A 21,173-nucleotide genomic window follows, 5' to 3' on the forward strand; every position below is an offset into this window, starting at 1 on the left:
CTAACGCGTGTGGTGGGCAAACTGTAACACGTTCTACCGATGCACCATTGGCGTCGGCCCCGGGGGGCGCGGCCCATTAGCATTAGCCAGCGGCGGGGTACCGCCACGGCACCGAAAGGAACCGCTCACATGACGACACAGGCCGATGCGCATCACCACAGTCCGCAACTGATTCCGCGCCGGTTGCTGCGGGGCGGCCAGGTGCACCACCCGGCCGTCCTCGAGGAGGCCCGCAGGCGGGGCCAGGACCTCCAGCTGCGCCTGGCCGACCGGATAACCGCGTTTGCCGGGTCGATGAACTTCGTCTGGCTGCACGCGGCCCTGTTCGGCGTGTGGATGCTGGTACTGGAACGCAGTCCATGGCCCACCCTGACCCTGGCGGTGTCGCTCGAAGCGATCTTCCTGTCGACCTTCGTGATGATCGGTCAGAACCGTCAGGCGGCGTTCCAGCAAGCCCGGGCCGACCATGACTACCAGATGGAGGACTTGGAGCTGAAGACCAACACCGAGCTCACCCGCGAGATTCACCTCCTCACCCAGGAACTGCACCGGCGCTATATCGGACCGCCGAGTTGACAACGGCTCCGACACGCGGCGAAAAGCCTTGCCAGAGCGGGTGGCGGCACGGACAACCGCTCTAATGTGGGGGAGCAAATGTTGGAATTGCAGGCGACGATGCGTCCGCGTGTTGACGCCGCGCTGCGCGCCGCGGCGCGTGCAACCGCACCTCGGCCCGCCGCGGCCAGGCGGGCCGCCAGGGACTTGCAGCAAAAGCTCGGGCCGGCGGTCGCGGCCGAGATCCGCTGGGCGTTCACGCCGCCGCGTAACTGGCTGATGGGGGTGATGGCCAACGTCGTCTTCGCCGCGGCGTGGCTGCTGGTGCAGCCGCTGACGCCGGGCCGCCATCATCACGACTGGGCGGTTTTGGTCGGCACGTACTTTTCCTCGTGGGTCCTCGCGGACGTCACCACCACCAACCTGCTCGGCGCCGACCACTACCGCGTCCAACAGGCGTTGTCCAACGGGGTGCCCTTCTGGCGAGTGCTCTTGGTCAAGAACCTGGCACTGCTGACGATCGTCGGGCTGCCGACGTTGGTGACGGCGATGGTCCTCACCCTGTGGTTCCAAACGCCGGGACGCCTGGCGGTAACCATCCCCACCGTCGCGGTGCCCATCGTGTCCTGGCTGGGCGTCGGAAACTTCTTCTCGGTGCTGCACCCGGTGAGCGTCGAGCCGCTGCTCCGGCGCTGGCGACAGCGTGGCGATCGCCGCCGCACGGGCGCCTGGATCTTGGCGCTGACGCTGCCCTACGCCCTGTACTACGTCGCCGACCCGATGAACGGCGTCGAGCACCGCCTGCTGTGGACGAAAGTTCCCGCCTTGATCTGGCCGGTGTTCGGGCGCGACACGAAAAGCTTCGTGCATCTGGCCATCGCCGTGGCGGTCTGGATCGCGGGAACCGTCGGCGCCCTGGTGTGGGTGCGCAAGCGGGGGGTCCAGATCAGATGAGCCTGAGCTGGCGGAGTCGGGCCCTGCCCGCCGTCATCCATCTGACGCGGGCCCGCGCATACCGCAGCGCGCAAAGCGCCCGCGATCACATCGATCAGCGCGCGGCACACCCGCAGTTCTACGGACCCCCGCCGGGGTTGCGCAAGGACGTCAACCTGCACTTGGACCGGGAATCGGCTTGGCCGATCTACACCTTGACAGCGCAGCCGCTGCACGAGCCGCAGCGCACGGTCGTGTACCTGCACGGCGGCGCCTGGGTCAACGAAATCGCTTCGCAGCATTGGAAATTGGCGGTACAAATCGCCGCCGACGCGTGCGTCCGAGTGGTGGTGCCGATCTATCCGTTGGCGCCATTCGCGACCGGGGCCGAGGTGGTCCCAAGGATCGCCGAGCTGGTTGCCAAGAGGGCGACACCCGACCACAGCGTGTGCTTGGCCGGGGATTCCGCCGGGGGCCAGCTGGCCCTGTCGGCGGCGCTGCTACTGCGCGACCAGCACCGCCTGGTGCTCCCGAAACCGTGCTGATCTCGCCCGTTCTCGACGTGTCGCTGACCAACCCGTTGATCGACGTGGTCGACGACCCGTGGCTGACGCGGGCGGGCCTGCTGGAGTTCGCCAAGCGCTGGTGCGGTGACCTGCCGATGACCGACCCGATGGTGAGCCCGCTCAACGCTGATCTGTCCGGCCTGGGACCGCTGACCGTGTTCAGCGGCACCCGCGACATCCTCAACCCCGACGCGCGGCTACTGGCCGAAAAGGCCGCGGCGGCCGGTGTTCAGATCGACTACCACGAACAACCCGGCCTGGTGCACGTCTACCCGCTCACCCCGACGCCTGAAGGCCGCGCCGCGCGAGCGCTCATCATCGAACGGTTGCGGGCGAACTAAGCCCATACCGGACAAATTCGGGTCGCCGGTGCAATGATGGGCCTGATCGGCTGAGCCGCAGGTGCATTCATCGCCTTCAGAAGAGAGGGAAACACAATGACCGAACAGCCATCCGCCGGGTGGTACCCGGACCCGAGCGGCCAGCCCGGCCAAATGTATTGGGACGGCCAGCAATGGCACGCCAACGCGCCCGCCGCGGGCGCGGGCGTCGCTCCATACGGTGGCGCGCCGTATGGCGTCGACGCCTACGGGCGTCCGCTGTCGGACAAGAGCAAGCTCCTCGCGGGGCTGCTGCAGATCTTCGTCGGCAGTTTCGGCGTCGGCCGTTTCTATCTCGGCTACACCAACGTCGGCATCGCCCAAATCGCGGTGTCCTGGCTGACCTGCGGGATCGGCGCCATCTGGCCGCTGATCGACGGAATCATGATTCTCGTCGGCAAGGTGCCCGACGCGGAGGGACGCACGCTGCGCGACTGATGCGCACGGCCGGGCCCCAAGCGTGGCCGCGCGTATTCTCGCGTTTGCGGGGGCAGTTCAGTCCACAGGGGAGGATCCGCCGATGACGACGCCCAACCAGCCCGGCTGGTACGACGACCCACGCGACCCCAACGCCCAGCGTTACTGGGACGGTCGGACCTGGACACCGCACCAACAGCGAAAACCCGCCGCGCGCCCGCCGGTCATGCCGCCGCAGCAACCCCCGCCCGCGCCCTCCGCCGCGCCGACCCAGGTCACACCGCTACCGCCCCGGCCGCCCGGGTCCAATCTCCCCTCGGCGGCGCAGACCCGAGCGGCGCCGCTACCCCCGCCGCCGCCTGCGCGCGCGTCCGCGCCGACGGCGCCCCCGCGCCCGCCCCTCCCGCCGTCTCAGGCGCCCAATCGGCCGCCCCCGCAGGGCTATTCATCACCCGGCGCGCGCCCGAGGCCCGATTTTCCCGCGCAGCCCGGCCCGACCGCGCGCTCCGACGGCCTCGCGGCGGTGCAGGGCGTGGCGGCCAGGATGTCGGTCCCCGCGTGGATCGTGCTGGGGGGACTTCTCGTCACCGTGATCTCGATCTTCCTGCCGTTCGCGACCGTCAGCCTGAAGCTGTTCGGCCGGACCCTGAGTTCGCACGGGGTCGCCGCCGACGGAACGGCGAAGTTCGTGGTCATCCTGTTGGCCGTCGTGGCGGCGTTTCTGGCGTTGCCTGCCGTGTCGGGATCCCGAGCGCCGACCGCGCGGCTCATCGGGCTCAGCGTGGCGGTCGCCCTGCTGGGCGCCCTGACATTCGTCTGGTTCCACACCGTGGCCACGAAGAACAACGAGGGTGAAGGCTTCGTCAACGTCACGCCGGCGTTCGGGATGATGGTGTACGCGGCGGCGGTCATCGTCACCGCCGTGGGCGTCGTCCTGCTGTGGATGGAACGATCGAAGGCCGACCGGGCCTAGAAAGAACGAAGCGGTTCGGTGTCCCGGCCAGCGGTCCTTCGTGCCGCGACGATGTGACCCGTGTTGTTAATCTGGCGCAATGGACGACAGCGACAAGCGGGTGAAGTCGGCACTTGCCGCCACCAGTTGGGCGCTGCTGGGAATGATGTCCTACGAAGAGGAAGTCTCGGGATACGACCTCAAAAAGTGGATCGACTGGAGCGTCGACCTCTACTACTGGAGCCCGTCGTTCAGCCAGATCTACACCGAGCTGAAGAAGCTCGAGGGCCTGGGGCTGGTGACCTCGCGCGTCGAGCACGACGAGGGCGCCCGCAGCCGGCGGCTCTATAAAATCACCCCGGCCGGGATGGCGGCCGTCACCGAGTGGACCAACGAGGCGCCGGTAGATCCGCCGGTGCTCAAGCACAGCGTGCTGCTGCGAGTCACGTTCGGCCACCTCAGCAATCCGGCTCGGCTGAAGGAACTGCTGCAGGAGCATGTCGCGTACGCGGAAGCCAGGCACCAGAAGGCGATGGAAGACGCCGAGGGTGCCGAGGCGGAACCGGCCTGGGCGTATTCGGTGATTGCGCTGCGCTGGGCGGCCAAGTACTACGCCGCGGAGCGTGAGTTCGCGCTCGAACTGATGAAGGACATCGACGAGGCCGACACCATCATCCAGAAGGCCGCGAAGAGCGGTTACGGTAAACCACGGCCCACGCCGGGGTACTGGCGTGAGATCGAGAAGCAGGTCGAGGCCAAGCGCGCGGCTGACTAGCCGGTGCTCGCTGCGTCGAGCGCCGCGATGTAGCCGTAGACCAGCCCCTGCGCGATCGTCGCGCCGGCCCCCGGATACGTCGTGCCAAACGCGTTGGCAGCGGTATTGCCGATCGCGTACAACCCGGCGATCGCGCGCCCGTCCTCGCGCAGCACCCGCGCCCGTTCGTCCGCCTTCAGGCCCCCGCAGGTGCCCAGATCGCTGAGCACCATTTTCACGGCATAGAACGGGCCCTTGGCCAGCGGACGCAGGTTGGGGTTCGGGGTTATCGTCGGGTCGCCGTAGTAGCGGTCATAGGCGCTGCGACCCCGACCGAAATCGGGATCCTCTCCGGCGCAGGCGCTTTCGTTGAAGCGGGCCATCGTCTGGGCGAACTCCGTCACAGGAACGCCGATGTGCGCGGCCAGGCCGGCGAGGCTGTCGGCCCGCGCCGCGACGCCCGCGTCGTACCACGCCTGCGGAATGGGCATCCGCGGAAACAGTTCCGCGCCAAACACATAGCTGTTGCGGTACTGCTGATCGAAGACGATCCACATCGTTTCGATCGGGCTGCCCGACCGCTCCAGTTCGAGCAACCGTTGACCGAACGTCATGTAATCGGTCGACTCGTTGCAAAAACGGTGGCCGTGTTGGTCCACGATCAGGCAGCCGGGAAGTGACCGCTCGGCGAGCATGACCACGGGCGCCTTGCCGGGCAACGGCGCGACAGCGGGGAACCACCAAGCCTGATCCATCAAATCGATGTCCGCGCCGAGTTCCTGCGCCGCGCGGATGCCGTCACCGGTGTTGGATTCGGCGCCCAGGCTGAAGTCGGCGCCCAGCGACTCCGACTGGAATTTCCACCGCATCTCCATGCTGTGATCGAAACCCCCGGTGGCCAGCACCACCCCCCGCCGTGCCGTGATTCTCACCTCGCGTCCGTCGTGGCCCACGATCGCGCCGCTCACGCGGCTGCCGTCGCCGTCGAGGCGCAGCAGCGTGGTGTTGGTCCACACCGGGATGCCGGCGCGCAGCACACCCGCGAACAGCCCGGCCGTCAGGCCCTGGCCACCCGCCGCGTAGCGTCTGCCCAGCAGACGGCCGCCCACGCCCTGTGCCACTCGCTTGGCGAACGTCGGAATGCCCTTGCGGGGCACCCGAACCACGAGGTTCATCCAGCGGTAGTCAGCACCCGTCGTCGGGATCGAGACGCCGGCCTCCAGCACACCTGGTCTGAGTCGGGTGCGGTATTCGCCGAGAATCGACGTGTCCAGTGGCCGGCACTCGCAGGTCCGTCCGGCCGCGCTGCCGCCGGGCTCCTCCGGGTGGTAGTCGGAATAGTCGCGTGCCCAGAAGAGCCGCAGCGGCGTCGTGCGGCGCAACATTTCAACCGTCGCGGACACATGAGCCAGAAAGCCGGCGGAACGCTCCGCTGGTGCCGACCCAGCGACCACCGCGCCCAGATAGGTCGCGGCACGCTCGGCGGTGTCGTTGGCGCCGGCATCGGCCAGCACCGGTCCGGCGGGCAGCCACAGGGCGCCCCCGGACCTGGCGGTCGAGCCGCCCACATAGGACGACTTCTCGACGATGAGCACCGACAGTCCCAGCTCATGCGCAGCCAGCGCAGCCGACATGCCGGTGCCCGAGCCGATCACCAGCAGGTCGACCACGGTATCGGCGACCGCAAGTCCGGCGGGAATCGTCGTGCTGCGCTGAGTCACGTTGAGAACGGTATGCCGGGCTGACGCGCCGAAGGAAGAGCCCTCCTGATGAGTGGAACAAGCCGGCCCCATCGCGCGGCCCACGAGTTGAATAGCGCACATGACTCTGCAGTCTGATGCCGACGAAATCCGGCTCATAGAAGCGCAGGCCACGCCGGCGCGGTTCGCCCGCGGCTGGCACTGCCTCGGCCTGGCCAGAAACTTCGGTGACGGCAAGCCGCACGCGGTCAACGCCTTCGGGCAGAAGCTTGTTGTGTTCCGCAGCGGCGACGGCGACATCAACGTCCTCGACGGCTTCTGCCGGCACATGGGCGGTGACCTGTCTCAGGGCGAGGTCAAGGGCAACGAGATAGCGTGCCCGTTCCATGACTGGCGCTGGGGCGGCGACGGGCGATGCAAGCTGGTCCCGTACAGCAGGCGCACCCCCCGGTTGGCCCGTACGCAGGCGTGGAACACGCTGGTGCAGGACGGCATGTTGTTCGTGTGGAACGACCCGGAGCGCAACCCGCCCCCACCCGAGGTCAGCATTCCCCGTATCGAGGGTGCGACCAGTGACGACTGGACCGACTGGCACTGGTACACCACCGTCGTGAACGCCAATTGCCGCGAAATCATTGACAACGTCGTGGACATGGCGCACTTCTTCTACATCCACGGCTCGTTGCCCACGCATTTCAAGAACATCTTCGAAGGACACGTGGCGACGCAGTACATGAACAGTGCGGGCCGCCCGGACCTGGGTGGAACCGAAGGTGCGCGAATGCTCGGTACTACCTCGGTGGCCTCCTACTGGGGCCCGTCCTTCATGATCGACGACCTGACCTATCACTATGCGGACGCCGACCACCACACGGTGCTCATCAATTGTCACTATCCGATCGATGCGAATTCCTTTGTCCTGCAATATGGCATCATCGTCAAGAAATCCGAAGCGTTGCCGGAAGACCTCGCGATGCAGACCGCGATCAGCCTTGGTGACTTCGTCAAGCTGGGTTTCGAGCAGGACGTGCAGATCTGGCGCCACAAGGCGCGTATCGATAACCCACTCCTGGTCGAGGAGGACGGCCCGGTCTATCAGCTGCGTCGTTGGTACGAACAGTTTTATGTCGACGTGGCCGACGTGCGGCCGGACATGGTGGACCGCTTCGAGTTCGAGCTCGACACCACCCGGCCCTACGAAGCGTGGATGAAACAGGTCGAGGCGAACATGGCCGCCCAGTCATGATGACGCTCGATTCGCCCGTCAGCGACGACGACAATCGCCTGGCTGAGATGCCGATGATTCCGGTGGCCTGCCGCGCCTGCGGCGCACAGGTGCTGGCGCGCAAGAGCAGTTGGAACCAGACCAGTGTGCAGTGGACCGCCGACGCGACCGCCCGGTGTGCCGAACGCCTTGACGCGGAGCGGATCTCGGCGCCCGGTAGCCGCGGGGTGTTCCTCGCGTGCTCGGCGCTGAGCGAGTCGATAATCGATGCGGTGCGATGCGGGACGTTGTCGATCGTCGACGAAACAGCGCGCGCCACACCGTAATTCGGAAACTATTCCTTTTCCAGCGTGAACTGGCACAAATCGGTGTAGCCGTCGCGAAACAATTCGGCGCAACCGGTCAGGTACCTCATGTACCGCTCGTAGACCTCTTCCGACTGGATGGCGATCGCCTCGCTCTTGTGGGCCTCCAGGGCCGCCGCCCACATGTCGAGCGTCCTCTTGTAGTGCGGCCGCAGCCGATGGATCCGGCTGACGCTGAACCCAACCGCCGCGGAATTCTCCTCTACCATTTCCACCGTCGGCAGCCGGCCGCCGGGGAAGATCTCTTCCAGAAGGAATTTCACGAAGCGGATATGCCACATCGTCAACGGAAGGTTTCGCTGCCGGATCTGCTCGCGGCTTAACACCACGATCGTATGGAGCAGCATCGTGCCGTCGGCCGGCAGCAGGTTATAGGCCCACCTGAAGAAGGGGGCGTGGCGGTCGTAGCCGAAATGCTCGAGCGGACCGATCGCGACGATTCGGTCCACCGGCTCGTGAAACTGCTCCCAGCCCTGCAACAGCACCCGCTTGGAACGGGGGCTGCCCGATGCAGCGAACAACTTCTCGACATAGGCCACCTGATTCCTGCTCAGGGTCAGGCCGACCACGTTGACGTCGTACTTCTCCAGCGCACGAAGCATCGCCGAACCCCAACCGCAGCCCACATCGAGGAGCGTCATGCCCGGCTGCAGCCCGAGTTTGCCGAGCGCGAGATCGATCTTGGCGATCTGGGCCTCTTCCAGCGTCATGTCGTCGCGCTCGAAGTAGGCGCAGGTGTACGTCCGGGTCGGGTCCAAGAACAGCGCGAAGAAGTCATCCGACAGGTCGTAATGCGCCTGCACGTCCTCGAAGTGGGGCCGCAGGCTCTGAGCGCTTTCTCGCATGCGTCCTCTCGCAACGGCTCGGGCGGGCACTCCCTGCCGGCTTCACGCCTGCGCGCGGTTCCCGCGACTAATCCGCACCATTCGGTAAGGGAGGCTACACGAATTCGGCGTTATTGCGACGTAGCGAAACCAGGCGATTTCGACGCGATCGTTTGCGTTGGTTTCTGATTCTTGGGCCCATGATTATCGAGACTGTTGCCATTAGACCAGCCGGATCAGGTCCGAATCGACCCGAAGGCACGAGTTCAGGCGTGCGCGCCGCCGTCGACCCGGATTTCCGTGCCGGTGATGAATGCGCCGTCGTCGGAGGCGACCATGGCGATCACCGACGCCACGGCGCTCGGGTCGCCCAGGATGGCGTTGTCTTTCCCGTGCAGCAGCGGTGTCTGCTTGGCCCAGAGGCCGAGGTCGTAACCCTCGGGCATCTTGTCCAAGGTGCTGAGTGCGAGGGCCGTGGAGACTCCGCCGGGTTGAATGTTGACTGCGCGCAAGCCCTGCTTGGAATATTCGAGCGCCAACGAGTGCGTGAATGACAGCACTCCGCCTTTGCTGGCGGCATAGGCCGCCATGTAGGGGTGTGCGAACGACGCCGCGGTGGACGTGAAGTTGACGACCACGCCGCGACCGGAGTCCAACAGCGCCGGAAGCGCCTGGCGGGTCATCAGGAAGGTCCCTGTCAGGTTAACCGCCAGGGTGGCGTTCCAGTCGTCGAGCGTGTGCTGGTGGGTGTTGGCGCAGCGCTGGATGGCGGCCGCATTGACGAGCACTTCGAGCCCACCGAGTTCGTTCACCGCCGCATCCACCGCGGCTGTTACGGCGCCCTCGTCGGAAACGTCGAGGACCGCGGTGGTCAGTCGCTTACCGCTGCCCGCCTCGTCGGCGGTGGCCGCGGTGCTCGACAGCCCGTCAGCCGAGATGTCGTAGGCCACGACGGTGGCGCCCTCATGGAGCAACCGGGCCACGGTGGCCTGTCCGATTCCGGAGCCCGCTCCAGTCACGATGACCCGTCTGTCTGCGAAACGATCCATCAGCCAAGCCCTTTCGGTCATGCGAGCTGGAAGGCGCTGAGCGGGGCTTCTTCGGGATAGACCGCCGGGCCGCCAAGGTCGTATGCGGCGTTGAGGGCGCCGACGAACGCCGGATCGTGCAGCGGTTCGCTGGGGATGGCCAGCTTGATGCCCCTGCCCATGAGATCGTCGACCATCATGTCGATTGCCTTCTCGACCGTAAGGTCGTCGGAGCCTTCCATGTTCTTCTTCAGCTCGTCGTAGTCGGCGAACACTTCGGCCGACCAGTGCACCAGGAAGCGCAGTTCGTCGGTGTGGTGGCGGGCGATCACGTCGTCACCGTTCTTCAGCAACCAATAGTCGCGGTCGCTCGGGTCGCCGGTGAACATGGTGTCGAATGCCAGGCCGGCCGGAACTTGTTGGGCCAGTGGGCCATTGGCCTCGCCGCGGTGCACCATCATCTCGTTCTGGACCACGATGCCGCGGTTGTTGATTGGCGGCAGGATGCGCTTGGGTTCCTTGAGCGGCCCTTCGGGCCAGTAGGTGAAGCCGCTGCCGGCATCGAGCGAGAACCAGGTGATCACCTGCGCCATCTTGATCAGGTAGTCCTGGAAAAGGCCGGACTTGCCCATCACGCTGGTCAGCCAGGTGGGCGCATTCTCGTGCCGGACCCCGCGAAAGCTCGGCGAATCCAGATGCCCCGGGTCGCGGTTGGCGCACGGTCCGTTGATGTTGAACAACATCAGCTGTGGCTTGGCGTATTCGGCTTTCCAATAGGCCTTGGCCAGATCCAGGAAACGCTCGTTGTAGAAGCAGTCGTGCAGTTGCGGGTAGAGCACCGCACCGTAATTCGCTAGGTAGCCGCGGAAGGTCGGCGTCAGAAACAAATCCAGCGACGGGGTGAATCCTTCGGGAAACATGCCGCTCATCGTCGCCATCAGCTCGTCGGCCGACGCGAAGTGCTGGGCGATGATCAGCTTCCACGGGCCTTCGGTGCGGACCACGTCGAGCAGACGATCATGCTGGTCGTCCGTGTAGACGTTGTCGATTTCGCGGGGCGGGTTGGCCGGCCGCAGCACGTCGGAAAGCTCCATCCGCCGCTCCTCGGTGAGCATCAGCTGTCTCCTTTGCAGTTCTGGATCGACCGATTGTGCGCAGCGTCAGCGCGATGCGGCCGACCGTTGTCCGGTCATCGGGACGTCGAAACGAAGGGGGTGGCTGAACTGTGCCCGCAGCAGCGCGCCGACCTCGGCGATCGCCAGCCGGCCCCGCGCGGTCGCATCGGAGCGCATCAAAAAGCCGTGGTACACGCCGGGATAGCGGGTGCTGGTGGTCTGCACGTCTGCGTCGCGTAGCCGGGCCGCGTACCGCTCGCCCCAGTCCCGGATGGGATCACAGCCGCCAGTCACCACGATCGCAGGCGGTAGGCCGGACAGATCGGCGGCGTACGCCGGGACCAGATAGGGATCGGTGGGCGGACCTGCGTCGCCGTCGACGAGCGCGTGCATGTAATCGATGTCGTCGCGCGCGAGTAGCGGCGCATCGGCCAGCGCGCCAACGGAGGGCGCGGACATGTCGCGATCCAGCCCCGGATAGAGCAGCACCTGTGCGCAGATCGCGGGTCCGCCGCGGTCCCGGGCGGCCAGCGCGACCCCGGCCGCGAGCGACCCGCCGGCGCTGTCCCCGACCACTGCGAGCCGCTCCCCGTCGACACCCAGTTCGGCGGCATTTCGGGAGACCCATGCGGTTGCCGCGTAGGCGTCGTCGAACTGCGCCGGCGGTGGAAACTCCGGGGCCAACCGGTAATCGACGGCCACGACGGTGGCCACCGACGCCGCGGCCAGCTCGCGCGCCAGCGGTTCGAACGAGTGGTTGGAACCCATCACCAGCCCGCCCCCGTGGAGGTAAACCAGCACGGGGCCGCCGGCGTCGGCGGTGGGGCGGTAGATCCGGGCCGGGATGTCGCCCGCCGGACCGGGAATCGCGGTATCGGTGACGTCGGCCATTTCTGGCATCGCTTCGGGCAGCGGGGCGGATTCGAGCCCGGCGCGCACCGCAGCCAGCCCGCGTTGTCGCATCGGTGCGACGGGGCCGAACGATGCGACGCGCGCCGCGGCGTCGGGATCCAGTGCGGGCGTTACCATCTCATCGCTTTGTCGTGTCGAAGCGGCTTTCGGTGCGCAGCGCCGGGGGCCGCTGTGAGGCGAGCACATCGGCTCGCTCGGCCATCGCGGCGCCCACCGTGTCGGGGTGGGTGTGTAGGTAGAAGCGTCCGTCTGTGGCCTGCCGGAACAACGCCTCGGCGGCGTCCATCGGGTCCATGGCCGTGCCCTTGAGATCCAGCATTGTCGCGCGTTGCGCCTCGGCGGCGACCACATCACCGTTGGCGTCGATTCCGCCGGCCGACTCGAAGATGTTGGACGACACGGGACCGGGGAGCACGGCTTGCACGTGAATGTGATTGGCGTGTCCGGTCGACTCGACTTCCAAGTACAGGCACTCGGTCAATGCCAGCACCGCATGCTTGCTGACGATGTACGGCGCTTGCAACGGAATCGCCACCACCGCGCCCACGGACGCGATGTTCCACACCCATGCCCGCTCGTTTGTGGCCATCATCTTCGGCAGGAAAGCGCGCACGCCGTAAAAGACGCCGCTGACGTTGATGTCGATGGCGCGCCGCCAATTGGCCACCGGTGTGTCCCACAGGTAGCCGAACTGTTCGACGCCGGCGTTGTTGACCAGCAACCGCGCCGGGCCGACGTCTCCGTAGACCCGCTCGGCAAGGTCCTGCACGGTGTCGGGGTCGCGCACGTCGCAGACGACGTCGACGGCCGCCCCACCCGCGGCGCGCAGTTCGTGGGCGACCGACGCGGCCGCCGCGCGGTCAATGTCGGCCAGCACCACGGTCATGCCGAGCCGGCTCGCGTGGCGCGCCAGGCCTGCGCCGAGGCCGGAGCCGGCCCCGGTGATGACGGCGACCCCGCCGGAAAATGCTTCCTCGGCGCTCACGAACCCGCGGCGCTGTCGGCGGCCAGCTCCGAGAGCGGTACCGAGTTGGTGGCGTCGAGGACGACGTCCATCTCGGTGAACTGAAGGCCGTTGGCGCCGCGCCGGACGCCGACGTTGACGACCCCGCTGGACACCGCGAACGGCACGAAGTTGGCGATTTGGTTGACGAAGATGTAGAAGCGCGCCCGGGTGACGTCGCCGTCGGTGCTGGTGCGGTGCACGTTGGTGGCGTGGTGGCGCAATGGGTACGGGCTCTGCTTGCGGTGGTGCGACAGCCATTCCATCACCGCGTCGCGGCCATCGAGCTCGGGTGACATCAATTCCTCGAAAGGGCTTGCACCGGAATCGCTTCGGGTCAGATAGCGCACGTTCTCGGCGTAACTGGCCGCCATCTCGTCGTAGTGAGCCTCGTCGTAGTGGTACCAGAAGCCGGCGACGAACTCCTGTAATTCGGGCAGCGTGATGTCATTGGCCATAGCTTGAGTCAACTCGGCTTGTGCGCCGGGTAACAGGCCCGATGCCCGGTCAGTGGGACATCGTCCTGCTGGCCCGGTGCGCCGCGGGGCCGCTGCGAACTCACGAAGTGAAAGCATGTTGCGTGACGCTGAAGCGTTCGCGCAACAGGCGTTTGAGCAGCTTGCCGCTCGGGTTTTTCGGCAACGAGTCGACGAAGAAGACTCGTTTGGGTGTTTTGAATCCGGCCAGGTGCTCTCGACAGTGGACGACGACGTCCTCCTCCGTCAGTGTCACGCCGTCGCGGGGCACGATCGCGGCGACCACGGCCTCAACCCAGACCGGGTGCGCCAGGGCGAATACCGCAGCCTCTTGAATGCCGCTGTGCCGGTAGAGGACCTCCTCGACCTCGCGGCTGGCGACGTTCTCACCGCCGGTCTTGATCATGTCTTTTTTGCGGTCGACGACGTGCAACAGCCCGTGCTCGTCGTAGAAACCCAAATCGCCCGAGTGGAACCAGCCGCCCCTGAACGCCTCGGCGGTGCGTTCCGGGTCGTCCAGATAGCCCAGCATCAGATGTGGACTGCGGTGCGCGATTTCGCCGACGACGCCGGTAGCGACCGGGACGTTGTCCTCGTCGAGGATCGTCGTCTCGACGTTGGCGACGGGGCGGCCGGCCGAACCGGCATGCGCTTCCTGCTCATCGGGTCCCAGCGCGGAGGCCAGCGGTGCCATTTCGGTCTGGCCGTAGAAGTTCCACAGCCTCAGATTGGGCAGGCGTCGCCGCAGCTCGGCCAGCACCTCGACCGGCATCGCCGAGGCGCCGTAGTAGCCCTTGCGCAAGCTCGACAGGTCCACCTCGTCAAACACCGGCGATCGCAGCAGCGAGATCCACACCGTGGGAGGCGCGAAGTAGTTGGTGACCCGGTAGCGCTCGATCGTGCGCAGCACCGTTTCCGGGTCCGGTCGCGGCAGGATGATGCTGGTGGCGCCGAGGTAGATGTCGGTGGCCAGGAAGTTGTCCAACTGCGCGCAGTGATACAGGGGCAGCGAATGGATCTCGATGTCGTCATGGGCCATCTCGCCGGCGAGGATGGTGCTGACGTATTGCCACATCAGGCTGCGGCTGGTGTGCATGGCGGCCTTCGGATGGGACTCGGTGCCGCTCGTGTACATCAGCCGCACCAGCTGGTCGTCGTCGACGTGCGGGTTGGGCGCTTCGGTATTGGTGGTCAGCCAGGACGTGAAATCGTCCCAGCCGGGCGGGCTGTCGTGCCCGGCGGGCGCTAGAGCCACCCGGGTCCTGACGACACCGCCCCGCCGCATCGCCTCTTCGGCCGTCGCCACCAAATCCGCTTCGACAATGAATCCGCCGACCCGACTGTGGTCGAGGATGTAGCCGATCTCCTCCGCGGTCAGCATGAAGTTGACCGGGACGAGGACCACCCCGGCCCGGGCCGTGGCGAACGCCAGCACGGCGTATTGCCAGCAGTTGTGTGACAAAAGCGCGACGCGATCGCCGGGCCCAAAGCCGTTGTCGTGCAACGCCGCCGCGGTTCGCTCGACCATGTCGTCGAACTCGGCGAAACTCAGCACAACCTCGCCGTCGATGACCGCGGTCTTGTCCGGGTGTCGGCGAGCCGAGCGGCGGGGGATATCTCCGAGCCCGTGGCTGCGCGCCCGCGCGATCGTCGCGTCCAGGTCGTGGGACTGCATTCCCGCCACGGTAGGCGCCAACATAGAGTCGCAGGCCGTCGGCGTCCCGCTGAGTAGACAGGGACCCGCACATCTGCGCGGACGGCCTCGATACTCGTCGACATGAGCGCTGGTGTCCCCGTCACGACCGAATGCGCCGGACGGGCGGATCTGGATTTGGACGAACTGCGGGCCAACCTTTGCCAGGCGGACCCTGGCGTGCTGGTCGCCGTGCTGGCGCAACTGACCGGCGACCCGGCTGTGGTTGACCGGTACGCACCGAAGATCTCTCATGTGCCCGACCCGCCGGAGCAGGCCGGTGTCACCGATCCCGAGACGGCCGCAGCGCTCGTCGAGGCGGTGATCGCGGCGCTGCAGTCATCCCGCGCGAACACCGCCGTACCCGCAGATGACCCCCACCTGTTCGCGCGCATCGCACCGGTGGCGCTCGGGGGAGCGGTCGGCTCCGATTACATCCCGCTGCTGTTGGAGCAGGGCGGGTTCCAGCCGTCACAGCCGGTGCTACCGCGCACCGCCAACCTCCCCGATGGCTTTCGGGTCGCGATTGTCGGCGCGGGCATCGCCGGGCTGACCGCGGCGCTCGAGTTGGCGGATGCCGGCATCGACTATGAGATCTTCGACCGAAACGACGAAGTCGGGGGCACGTGGTACACCACCACCTATCCGGGTATCGGCGTGGACACGCCGTCGGCGTACTACTCGCTATCGCGGGACATCAACGGCGAATGGTCCAGTTACTATCCGATGGGCGCGGAGTATCAGTCCTACCTGGTTTCGGTGGCCGACAAGAATAATCTGCGGCAGCGCACCCGGTTCGGTACCGAGGTCGAAGCACTGTGGTGGGACGAAACGCGCCTGCAGTGGCAGGTCCATTCGGTGGGCCCGGACGGTGCCCGGGATGTGACTTACGCCAACGTGGTGATCCCGGCCGCCGGTTATCTCAACCGGCCGCGGTGGCCGGATTTGCCTGGCCGCGAGACGTTCTCGGGAGTTTCGATCCACTCCGCGCAGTGGGATCCCGACCTGGATTTGACGGGTAAGAGGGTCGCCGTCATCGGCGCCGGTTGCACTGCGGTGCAGATCGTCGATGCCTGTGTGGACCAGGTCGCGCACCTGACGGTGTTCCAGCGTCAGCCCCATTGGGTGGCGCCGCGAAGGCGAGCGACCGACGACGTGCCCGAATACCAGCGCTGGCTGGGCACCCGGCTGCCGTATTACGCGAATTGGGTGCGGCTCAAATCGTATTGGGGCACATCGGACAACAACTACCCGGTGATCCTGCATGACCCGGAATGGGCGGCCGAGCACCTGTCGATCTCGCCGGCCAACGACGCGTTGTTGCAGATGTGCCTCGACTACATCGATCGGGTATTCGGCGCCGGCAGCGACCTCGCCCGCAAGGTGACTCCCGACTTCGCGCCTTACGGCAAGCGGATCATCCGCGATCCCGGCGGTTACTACGCGGCGCTGGCACGTGAGCACGTGGACGTTGAGGCCACCGAGCCTGCCCGGGTCAACGAAGCCGGAATCGTGACGCCCGATGGCCGGCAGATCGACCTCGACGTCATCATCTACGCGACCGGTTACTATCTGGATTTCCTTTCCACCGTGGATATCCGGGGTCGTGACGGTAGGACACTCACTGAAGAGTGGGGCGACATCCCGCGCGCCTACCGCGGCGGGATGGTGCCCGGCTTCCCGAACTTGTTCATTTCCTCGGCGCCCAACTACAGCCCAGGGCATGGGGCCGGCCACAACTTCGGTGTCGAGGTGATGGTGCACTACGTGATGGAATGCCTGCAGTTGATGGCGCTGCGAAAAGCCGCCACCATCGAGGTGACGCGGAGTGCCTACGAGCGCTATGTCGGCGACATCGATGCGACCATGGCCGGTACCGTCTGGTGCCACACCCCCTCCGCCCACACGTACTACCGCTCGGGCGGAGGGCGGATCGTGACCGCTTTCCCATACCGGCTACTCGACTTCTGGCGCGACCATCGTGCTCCGCTCGAAGCGGATCTCACGCTGCGATGAGCCGGTTACTCGGCGGGAAAACGGCTTTGGTGACCGGCAGCAGCCGGGGAATCGGCCGCGCAATCGCCCAGCGGCTGGCCGCCGAAGGCGCCACGGTGGCGGTCACCGCGCGGTCGCACACGCCGTCCTTGTCGGTGCGTGCCGGAGCGACCTCCGCGTTCCCGGGCACCATCGCCGAGACGGTTGATCTGATCGGGGCCGCCGGTGGCCAGGCGTTCGGCGTCGCCGCCGACCTGGAGGACGCCGAGCAGCGCGACGGATTGGTCGACGCGGTGCTCGACCGCACCGGGCGCATCGACATCCTGGTCAACAACGCCGGTTTCGCCGACTACGCGCTGGTCGAGGACATGAGCCTGGAAACGTTCGACCGCACCGTGGAGCACTACCTTCGCGTGCCGTTCGTCCTGACGAAATCCGCTGTGCCGCAAATGCGCAAGCAAGGCGCGGGCTGGATCGTCAACATCGGCTCCGTCACCGGCGTGGCTCCGGTGCGACCATATCGGGAATACAACAAGACCTCGGGCGACGTGATCTACGCGTCCATGAAGGCCGCCCTGCACCGGTTTACGCAGGGGGTCGCCGCCGAGCTGCTCGACGCGAACATCGCGGTCAACTGCGTGGGTCCGTCCACGGCCGTGCGTACACCCGGTGCGGCGCAATTGATCCCGGACGCTTTCCCCACCGAGCCGGTGGAGTACCTGGCCGAGACGGTCCTGGCGATGTGCCACCTGCCCGCCGCGGAGCGCACCGGCCTGGTGGCGTTCAGCCTGCACTATCCGTGGTCACAGCAGCTGCAGGTGCACAGCCTCGACGGCAGTGAGTTGCTCCCACCGCTCGAACCGCCGCAGACGGCCAATCCGAATATCTCCGCGGCAGGGATCTGACGCGCCCCTCGACGCGCCGCGAGTCGGCCGATCAGGTCGCGCGGTGCTCGGCTCCTCTCGCCAACGCGGCCGCCATGCTCGGCATGGTCGCCCGCAGCATCACCCAAATCATCGGCCCGGCAATGCGAATCCGCGAACGGAACGTCGCACTCCAGACGATGAGCGATCCTCCAGCTTCGTCATGAATGTAAACATCGGCGCGGTGATCGGCCACCGGGATTCCGGACACGATGCGATACGCGTGGTGGTGCGGTCCGTCGTCAATCAAGACCTTCTCGCGCATGGTCAGGCCGCTGACGACGATTCGGCGGATGGCTCCCTCGCGGGTGCCGGCAATTCCCGCCTCCTCCCAAACGGCGCTGCGCGCACGGGGCAACCAATCCGGCCACCGTTCGACGTCGATGAGAAGGTCATAGACCGCCTCGGGCGATGCAGCGCACGCCCGCTCGAACCGAATGGAGTAGTGCATTATGCAGGTTAACCGCTCATCCGCAGAACAGCGGCGTCGTTCTGGCAGAAACTGTGGCAGACGCGATCGCGCACGATGACGTCGGGACATTCGGGATCGAACCATCGGTCCACGTAGGCCCAGTGAATCGGATGCATGAGGTACGGGCCGGTCAGCCCGTTCGCGTCGGTGAAGTGCTGTTCGAACACATGGGTCCAGACCGACGCCCCGATTGCTGCTTCCACGCGGCTGAGCTGCCAGTCGGTTATCGAGGGTACGTATCGAGGCATGAGTCGCAGGTCCGCCTCGAACCGCGCGACGGTTGCCGCGTCGGTACCGGGCATCACGGCCAGCAGCAAGGTGCGATAGACGGTCCCGGGTTTCGCCGACCGACCCGTGCTGGCCGGGCAACCGGAGTAGGTGGCCCCGTTGACGCGACGGACCGCGGGGTCGCCGAGGGCGTCGTCGAAGAGCGCTGCAACAGACTCCCATTCGGTCGCATCAGTGAACCGCAGGTGCATGAGGATATCGCCGCCGTTGCGCGCACCCTGGAGCGTCGGTTCCACCAGAATGCGCTCGGCGCGTACCTGCGCGGCCGCGCCGCGAAGTGTCGCCAGCACGCGGTCGCGATCTCCCTCGGTGACGTCGAGAAGCCTCGTCACGCTATACATCGCACAGTCCATCCACGTCGTCCGCGGCCGCCGCGAATGTTCGTGATCGATCCTGCACCAATTCGGCGATGCGCGACCACCATTCGCCCAGCGCCGGGTCCGGTCTACCCTGCCAGGTCATCTCCCACCACGCCTGCACGGTCGGCAGCGTCCAGGTGACGGTCACCGTGTTCGTTTGGTCGTCGAACCAGATGGGCGGGCTGACCAAGACGTCCCGCAGCGTCATTCCGCGATCGCGTGCGCCGGGCGCATACTCCGAGAGGTAGGTGTCGACGAACCGGCGCGCACAGCCCGGCTTGGTGATCACACGGTCGATCACGAAGATTTGGCCGTCTGCCATTACCCGACCGTATGGCATGCAGCGAACGGCGCGCGTTCGGATCCCGACCATCGGGATGCGTTAGGCACCTATCGCCGCAACATGTCAGCGAGCGCGGCGGCGGCCTCCTCCCGGGCCCGGTGTGCGAGATCGAGCATCGGCATCGTCATGAAGCCGTGAATGCCACCGTCATAACGCAATTGGACGGTCGGCACGCCGGCCGCCTGTAACGCCTCGCCGAACATCAGTCCCTCGTCGCGTAGCGGATCGTGTCCGGCGATGACCATCACGGCGGGTGGCAGCCCACGCAGTTCGGCGTTCATGGGTGTTGCATACGGGTGCTCTCGGGCGGCCAGCGACGGCACGTACTGATCCCAATACCACTGCAGCGCTGGCCTCGGATTGTAGAAACCGTGGCCGAATAACCGATAGGACTCGTTCTGGAAGTTTGCCGCCAGAACCGGGTAGATCAGGAACTGGGCAGCCAGCGGGGGATTGCCTCGGTCGCGTGCCATCATCGCGGTGACGGCGGCCAGGTTGCCACCGGCGCTATCGCCGCCCACCGCCAGGCGGTCGGCTTCGCCACCGAGGTCGGACGCGTTGCGCGCCGCCCATTGGGCGACGGTGTACACGTCGTCGGCCGCTGCCGGCCAGCGGTGCTCCGGCGCCAACCGGTAGTCTACCGAGATCACCACGGCGGGAACGCGATTCGCGATGTCGCGGCAAAGCGCGTCGTGGCTGTCCAGGTCGCAGAACACGAAACCCCCGCCGTGGGCGTACACAAGAATCGGCAGGCTCGTGTCCCCACTTTCGGGCCGGTAGACGCGGACCGGAATGTCGCGGCCGGGCCCGTCGATCGTGCAGTCGCGAACCTCGGCGACGGGCTGAGGCTTGGCGGGTGGGACGAACCTGGATCGGATCAGCGCCCGGGCCTCCGCTCCGGTCATGGTGTGCACCGGCGGGAAGCCGGCGTCGAGCATGTCGATCAGCGGCGCGATCTGCGGATCGAGCGTCACGCGTACTGGAGCGCCGGACGAACCGGGCGCAACGGCCTCAGCGGCTGCAGCGTCGGCGCGACGCGCTGGGGGCCGTCCTCGACGTTCCGCCAGATGCCCATCGCGGTCATGCGCACGGGGGCGGCCAGTCGCTGGTCGAACATCATGCGGTTCATCGGACCACACACCGAGACGGCCGCAACCGCTTCACCGGCCCCGCCGATCGGCGCTGCGACGCAACCGAATCCGAGCAGCGACTCCTCCCGTTCGAAGGCGACTCCGTGGGCGCGTACCTTGGCCAGTTCGACGGCGAGCTGCGCGCCGCTGGAGATCGAGTATTTCGTCTTGCGAACCCGCAGATCGAGCTCGGCATCGTCGTTCCGGTAGGCGAGGATCGCCTTCCCGACGGCGGTACAGTGCGCTGGCTGGCGACCGCCCACACGGGTGGGTATCCGCTGATCGCCGATCTTGTCCAGGTAGACGACGTCCGCGCCGTCCAGGACCGCCAAGTGCACGACAAGCCCTGTGGCGCGGTGTAATTCGCCGAGCAAGGGGCCGGCCGCCCGCACCAGACGATCCTGATGCACGGCGAGCGACCCCAGTTCCACCAGACGCATGCCCAGCTCGTAGTCGCGGCCGCTGCGGCGAAGCCACCGCAGCTGCACCAGGCGCTCCAGCATGCGGTGCGCCGACGACCGCGGCAGGCCGGTTCGGCGCACGATCTGTGCCAGCGTCAGCCGGCCCGGTCCATCGAATGCATCGAGAACTAGTGAGATGCGGTCGATGACGGCCGTCGGGGTCTCGACACTCTTGACGGCTGATGTCATCGGTCCTCCATGTATCTGGCAGGTATATTACTAATAGGCATATAGTTCTAGCACATGGATGTGGCCGCTGTCACGCACCCGGCCCCGTACGTGACGGGACGGCGGAATTACCCAC

General features: G+C 66.5%; 24 protein-coding genes. 11 read left to right on the top strand and 13 right to left on the bottom strand.

Annotated elements, in window-relative coordinates:
- Positions 1-129: 129 nt before the first annotated feature.
- The 7 genes from AC5Y4S_RS27085 (at position 130) to AC5Y4S_RS27115 (ending at position 4,578) form a co-directional block, all read left to right on the top strand.
- Positions 130-576, top strand: coding sequence for a DUF1003 domain-containing protein (locus tag AC5Y4S_RS27085; protein ID WP_500035643.1), 447 nt, complete (start codon positions 130-132; stop codon positions 574-576).
- Between the two features lie 78 nt (positions 577-654).
- The gene (locus AC5Y4S_RS27090) at positions 655-1,509 is read left to right on the top strand and encodes a hypothetical protein (protein ID WP_500035644.1); all 855 of its coding nucleotides are present in this window, start codon (positions 655-657) and stop codon (positions 1,507-1,509) included.
- The gene (locus tag AC5Y4S_RS27095) at positions 1,506-2,033 is read left to right on the top strand and encodes an alpha/beta hydrolase (RefSeq protein ID WP_500035645.1); all 528 of its coding nucleotides are present in this window, start codon (positions 1,506-1,508) and stop codon (positions 2,031-2,033) included. The genes AC5Y4S_RS27090 and AC5Y4S_RS27095 overlap by 4 nt, the downstream gene beginning before the upstream one ends.
- Positions 2,027-2,395 (top strand): alpha/beta hydrolase fold domain-containing protein, encoded by a 369-nt coding sequence (locus tag AC5Y4S_RS27100; protein ID WP_500035646.1) that lies wholly within the window; start codon positions 2,027-2,029, stop codon positions 2,393-2,395. The genes AC5Y4S_RS27095 and AC5Y4S_RS27100 overlap by 7 nt, the downstream gene beginning before the upstream one ends.
- Positions 2,396-2,491: 96 nt before the next feature.
- Entirely contained in the window at positions 2,492-2,872 is a 381-nt protein-coding gene (locus AC5Y4S_RS27105; RefSeq protein WP_082973249.1) for an NINE protein, read from the top strand.
- A gap of 82 nt (positions 2,873-2,954) precedes the next feature.
- Positions 2,955-3,824 (top strand): DUF2510 domain-containing protein, encoded by an 870-nt coding sequence (locus AC5Y4S_RS27110; RefSeq protein ID WP_500035647.1) that lies wholly within the window; start codon positions 2,955-2,957, stop codon positions 3,822-3,824.
- 79 nt (positions 3,825-3,903) lie between these two features.
- Positions 3,904-4,578, top strand: coding sequence for a PadR family transcriptional regulator (locus AC5Y4S_RS27115; RefSeq protein ID WP_500035648.1), 675 nt, complete (start codon positions 3,904-3,906; stop codon positions 4,576-4,578).
- On the opposite strand, the gene AC5Y4S_RS27120 is transcribed toward AC5Y4S_RS27115, so the two are convergent.
- Entirely contained in the window at positions 4,575-6,278 is a 1,704-nt protein-coding gene (locus AC5Y4S_RS27120) for a 3-ketosteroid-delta-1-dehydrogenase (protein ID WP_500035667.1), read from the bottom strand. The genes AC5Y4S_RS27115 and AC5Y4S_RS27120 overlap by 4 nt on opposite strands.
- Before the next feature lie 100 nt (positions 6,279-6,378).
- Here AC5Y4S_RS27120 and AC5Y4S_RS27125 point away from each other — a divergent pair, with 100 nt between their 5' ends.
- Both AC5Y4S_RS27125 and AC5Y4S_RS27130 read left to right on the top strand, forming a co-directional pair.
- Positions 6,379-7,503: a 3-ketosteroid-9-alpha-monooxygenase, oxygenase component gene (locus tag AC5Y4S_RS27125; RefSeq protein ID WP_500035649.1), complete on the top strand. Its 1,125-nt coding sequence runs from the start codon at positions 6,379-6,381 to the stop codon at positions 7,501-7,503.
- Positions 7,503-7,808, top strand: coding sequence for a ferredoxin (locus AC5Y4S_RS27130; RefSeq protein ID WP_500035668.1), 306 nt, complete (start codon positions 7,503-7,505; stop codon positions 7,806-7,808). The genes AC5Y4S_RS27125 and AC5Y4S_RS27130 overlap by 1 nt, the downstream gene beginning before the upstream one ends.
- Positions 7,809-7,816: 8 nt before the next feature.
- Here the strand turns inward: AC5Y4S_RS27130 and AC5Y4S_RS27135 are convergent, their stop codons facing one another.
- The 7 genes from AC5Y4S_RS27135 to AC5Y4S_RS27165 all read right to left on the bottom strand — a co-directional run bounded on the left by AC5Y4S_RS27135 (position 7,817) and on the right by AC5Y4S_RS27165 (position 14,880).
- Entirely contained in the window at positions 7,817-8,692 is an 876-nt protein-coding gene (locus AC5Y4S_RS27135; RefSeq protein WP_500035669.1) for a cyclopropane mycolic acid synthase family methyltransferase, read from the bottom strand.
- A 245-nt stretch (positions 8,693-8,937) separates the two neighbouring features.
- On the bottom strand, positions 8,938-9,720 hold the full coding sequence (locus tag AC5Y4S_RS27140) for an SDR family NAD(P)-dependent oxidoreductase (RefSeq protein WP_500035650.1): 783 nt from the start codon (positions 9,718-9,720) through the stop codon (positions 8,938-8,940).
- 17 nt (positions 9,721-9,737) lie between these two features.
- The gene (locus AC5Y4S_RS27145) at positions 9,738-10,814 is read right to left on the bottom strand and encodes a hypothetical protein (protein ID WP_500035651.1); all 1,077 of its coding nucleotides are present in this window, start codon (positions 10,812-10,814) and stop codon (positions 9,738-9,740) included.
- A 45-nt stretch (positions 10,815-10,859) separates the two neighbouring features.
- On the bottom strand, positions 10,860-11,843 hold the full coding sequence (locus AC5Y4S_RS27150; protein ID WP_500035652.1) for an alpha/beta hydrolase: 984 nt from the start codon (positions 11,841-11,843) through the stop codon (positions 10,860-10,862).
- A gap of 1 nt (position 11,844) precedes the next feature.
- Complete coding sequence (locus tag AC5Y4S_RS27155) at positions 11,845-12,711, bottom strand: SDR family NAD(P)-dependent oxidoreductase (protein ID WP_500035653.1); 867 nt, start codon at positions 12,709-12,711, stop codon at positions 11,845-11,847.
- Positions 12,708-13,187, bottom strand: a complete 480-nt coding sequence (locus tag AC5Y4S_RS27160; protein WP_500035654.1) for a nuclear transport factor 2 family protein — start codon at positions 13,185-13,187, stop codon at positions 12,708-12,710. The genes AC5Y4S_RS27155 and AC5Y4S_RS27160 overlap by 4 nt, the downstream gene beginning before the upstream one ends.
- 100 nt (positions 13,188-13,287) lie before the next feature.
- The gene (locus AC5Y4S_RS27165) at positions 13,288-14,880 is read right to left on the bottom strand and encodes an acyl-CoA synthetase (protein WP_500035655.1); all 1,593 of its coding nucleotides are present in this window, start codon (positions 14,878-14,880) and stop codon (positions 13,288-13,290) included.
- Positions 14,881-14,982: 102 nt separating this feature from the next.
- On the opposite strand from AC5Y4S_RS27165, the gene AC5Y4S_RS27170 reads away from it, so the two are divergent.
- Together AC5Y4S_RS27170 and AC5Y4S_RS27175 are read left to right on the top strand one after the other, a co-directional pair.
- Positions 14,983-16,914, top strand: coding sequence for a flavin-containing monooxygenase (locus tag AC5Y4S_RS27170; RefSeq protein WP_500035656.1), 1,932 nt, complete (start codon positions 14,983-14,985; stop codon positions 16,912-16,914).
- Positions 16,911-17,798: an SDR family NAD(P)-dependent oxidoreductase gene (locus tag AC5Y4S_RS27175; protein WP_500035657.1), complete on the top strand. Its 888-nt coding sequence runs from the start codon at positions 16,911-16,913 to the stop codon at positions 17,796-17,798. Before AC5Y4S_RS27170 ends, AC5Y4S_RS27175 begins: the two co-directional genes overlap by 4 nt.
- Before the next feature lie 31 nt (positions 17,799-17,829).
- Here AC5Y4S_RS27175 and AC5Y4S_RS27180 read toward each other — a convergent pair whose 3' ends face one another.
- From AC5Y4S_RS27180 to AC5Y4S_RS27200, 5 genes are all read right to left on the bottom strand, one after another.
- Positions 17,830-18,267 carry an SRPBCC family protein gene (locus tag AC5Y4S_RS27180; RefSeq protein ID WP_500035658.1) on the bottom strand — a complete coding sequence of 146 codons (438 nt, stop codon included), beginning with the start codon at positions 18,265-18,267 and terminating at the stop codon, positions 17,830-17,832.
- Positions 18,268-18,275: 8 nt separating this feature from the next.
- The gene (locus AC5Y4S_RS27185; RefSeq protein ID WP_500035659.1) at positions 18,276-18,917 is read right to left on the bottom strand and encodes a Dabb family protein; all 642 of its coding nucleotides are present in this window, start codon (positions 18,915-18,917) and stop codon (positions 18,276-18,278) included.
- Positions 18,910-19,257 (bottom strand): hypothetical protein, encoded by a 348-nt coding sequence (locus AC5Y4S_RS27190; RefSeq protein WP_500035660.1) that lies wholly within the window; start codon positions 19,255-19,257, stop codon positions 18,910-18,912. The genes AC5Y4S_RS27185 and AC5Y4S_RS27190 overlap by 8 nt, the downstream gene beginning before the upstream one ends.
- Before the next feature lie 68 nt (positions 19,258-19,325).
- A complete protein-coding gene (lipP1, locus tag AC5Y4S_RS27195; RefSeq protein WP_500035661.1) occupies positions 19,326-20,252 on the bottom strand; it encodes a LipP1 family hormone-sensitive lipase in 927 nt (308 codons plus the stop codon).
- Positions 20,249-21,058 (bottom strand): IclR family transcriptional regulator, encoded by an 810-nt coding sequence (locus tag AC5Y4S_RS27200; RefSeq protein ID WP_500035662.1) that lies wholly within the window; start codon positions 21,056-21,058, stop codon positions 20,249-20,251. The genes lipP1 and AC5Y4S_RS27200 overlap by 4 nt, the downstream gene beginning before the upstream one ends.
- Positions 21,059-21,173: the final 115 nt, after the last annotated feature.

The organism is Mycobacterium sp. NGS64, from assembly GCF_059812245.1.

What these genes read in the sequence shown, in the direction of transcription:
- AC5Y4S_RS27115 (WP_500035648.1), top strand. Translation starts at nt 3,904, where the DNA reads ATGGACGACAGCGACAAGCGGGTGAAGTCGGCACTTGCCGCCACCAGT.
- AC5Y4S_RS27150 (WP_500035652.1), bottom strand. Translation starts at nt 11,843, where the DNA reads ATGGTAACGCCCGCACTGGATCCCGACGCCGCGGCGCGCGTCGCATCG.
- AC5Y4S_RS27130 (WP_500035668.1), top strand. Translation starts at nt 7,503, where the DNA reads ATGACGCTCGATTCGCCCGTCAGCGACGACGACAATCGCCTGGCTGAG.
- AC5Y4S_RS27085 (WP_500035643.1), top strand. Translation starts at nt 130, where the DNA reads ATGACGACACAGGCCGATGCGCATCACCACAGTCCGCAACTGATTCCG.
- AC5Y4S_RS27140 (WP_500035650.1), bottom strand. Translation starts at nt 9,720, where the DNA reads ATGGATCGTTTCGCAGACAGACGGGTCATCGTGACTGGAGCGGGCTCC.
- AC5Y4S_RS27160 (WP_500035654.1), bottom strand. Translation starts at nt 13,187, where the DNA reads ATGGCCAATGACATCACGCTGCCCGAATTACAGGAGTTCGTCGCCGGC.
- AC5Y4S_RS27185 (WP_500035659.1), bottom strand. Translation starts at nt 18,917, where the DNA reads ATGTATAGCGTGACGAGGCTTCTCGACGTCACCGAGGGAGATCGCGAC.
- AC5Y4S_RS27165 (WP_500035655.1), bottom strand. Translation starts at nt 14,880, where the DNA reads ATGCAGTCCCACGACCTGGACGCGACGATCGCGCGGGCGCGCAGCCAC.
- AC5Y4S_RS27095 (WP_500035645.1), top strand. Translation starts at nt 1,506, where the DNA reads ATGAGCCTGAGCTGGCGGAGTCGGGCCCTGCCCGCCGTCATCCATCTG.
- AC5Y4S_RS27170 (WP_500035656.1), top strand. Translation starts at nt 14,983, where the DNA reads ATGAGCGCTGGTGTCCCCGTCACGACCGAATGCGCCGGACGGGCGGAT.
- AC5Y4S_RS27125 (WP_500035649.1), top strand. Translation starts at nt 6,379, where the DNA reads ATGACTCTGCAGTCTGATGCCGACGAAATCCGGCTCATAGAAGCGCAG.
- AC5Y4S_RS27175 (WP_500035657.1), top strand. Translation starts at nt 16,911, where the DNA reads ATGAGCCGGTTACTCGGCGGGAAAACGGCTTTGGTGACCGGCAGCAGC.
- AC5Y4S_RS27105 (WP_082973249.1), top strand. Translation starts at nt 2,492, where the DNA reads ATGACCGAACAGCCATCCGCCGGGTGGTACCCGGACCCGAGCGGCCAG.
- AC5Y4S_RS27180 (WP_500035658.1), bottom strand. Translation starts at nt 18,267, where the DNA reads ATGCACTACTCCATTCGGTTCGAGCGGGCGTGCGCTGCATCGCCCGAG.
- AC5Y4S_RS27145 (WP_500035651.1), bottom strand. Translation starts at nt 10,814, where the DNA reads ATGCTCACCGAGGAGCGGCGGATGGAGCTTTCCGACGTGCTGCGGCCG.
- AC5Y4S_RS27190 (WP_500035660.1), bottom strand. Translation starts at nt 19,257, where the DNA reads ATGGCAGACGGCCAAATCTTCGTGATCGACCGTGTGATCACCAAGCCG.
- AC5Y4S_RS27200 (WP_500035662.1), bottom strand. Translation starts at nt 21,058, where the DNA reads ATGACATCAGCCGTCAAGAGTGTCGAGACCCCGACGGCCGTCATCGAC.
- AC5Y4S_RS27110 (WP_500035647.1), top strand. Translation starts at nt 2,955, where the DNA reads ATGACGACGCCCAACCAGCCCGGCTGGTACGACGACCCACGCGACCCC.
- AC5Y4S_RS27090 (WP_500035644.1), top strand. Translation starts at nt 655, where the DNA reads ATGTTGGAATTGCAGGCGACGATGCGTCCGCGTGTTGACGCCGCGCTG.
- AC5Y4S_RS27135 (WP_500035669.1), bottom strand. Translation starts at nt 8,692, where the DNA reads ATGCGAGAAAGCGCTCAGAGCCTGCGGCCCCACTTCGAGGACGTGCAG.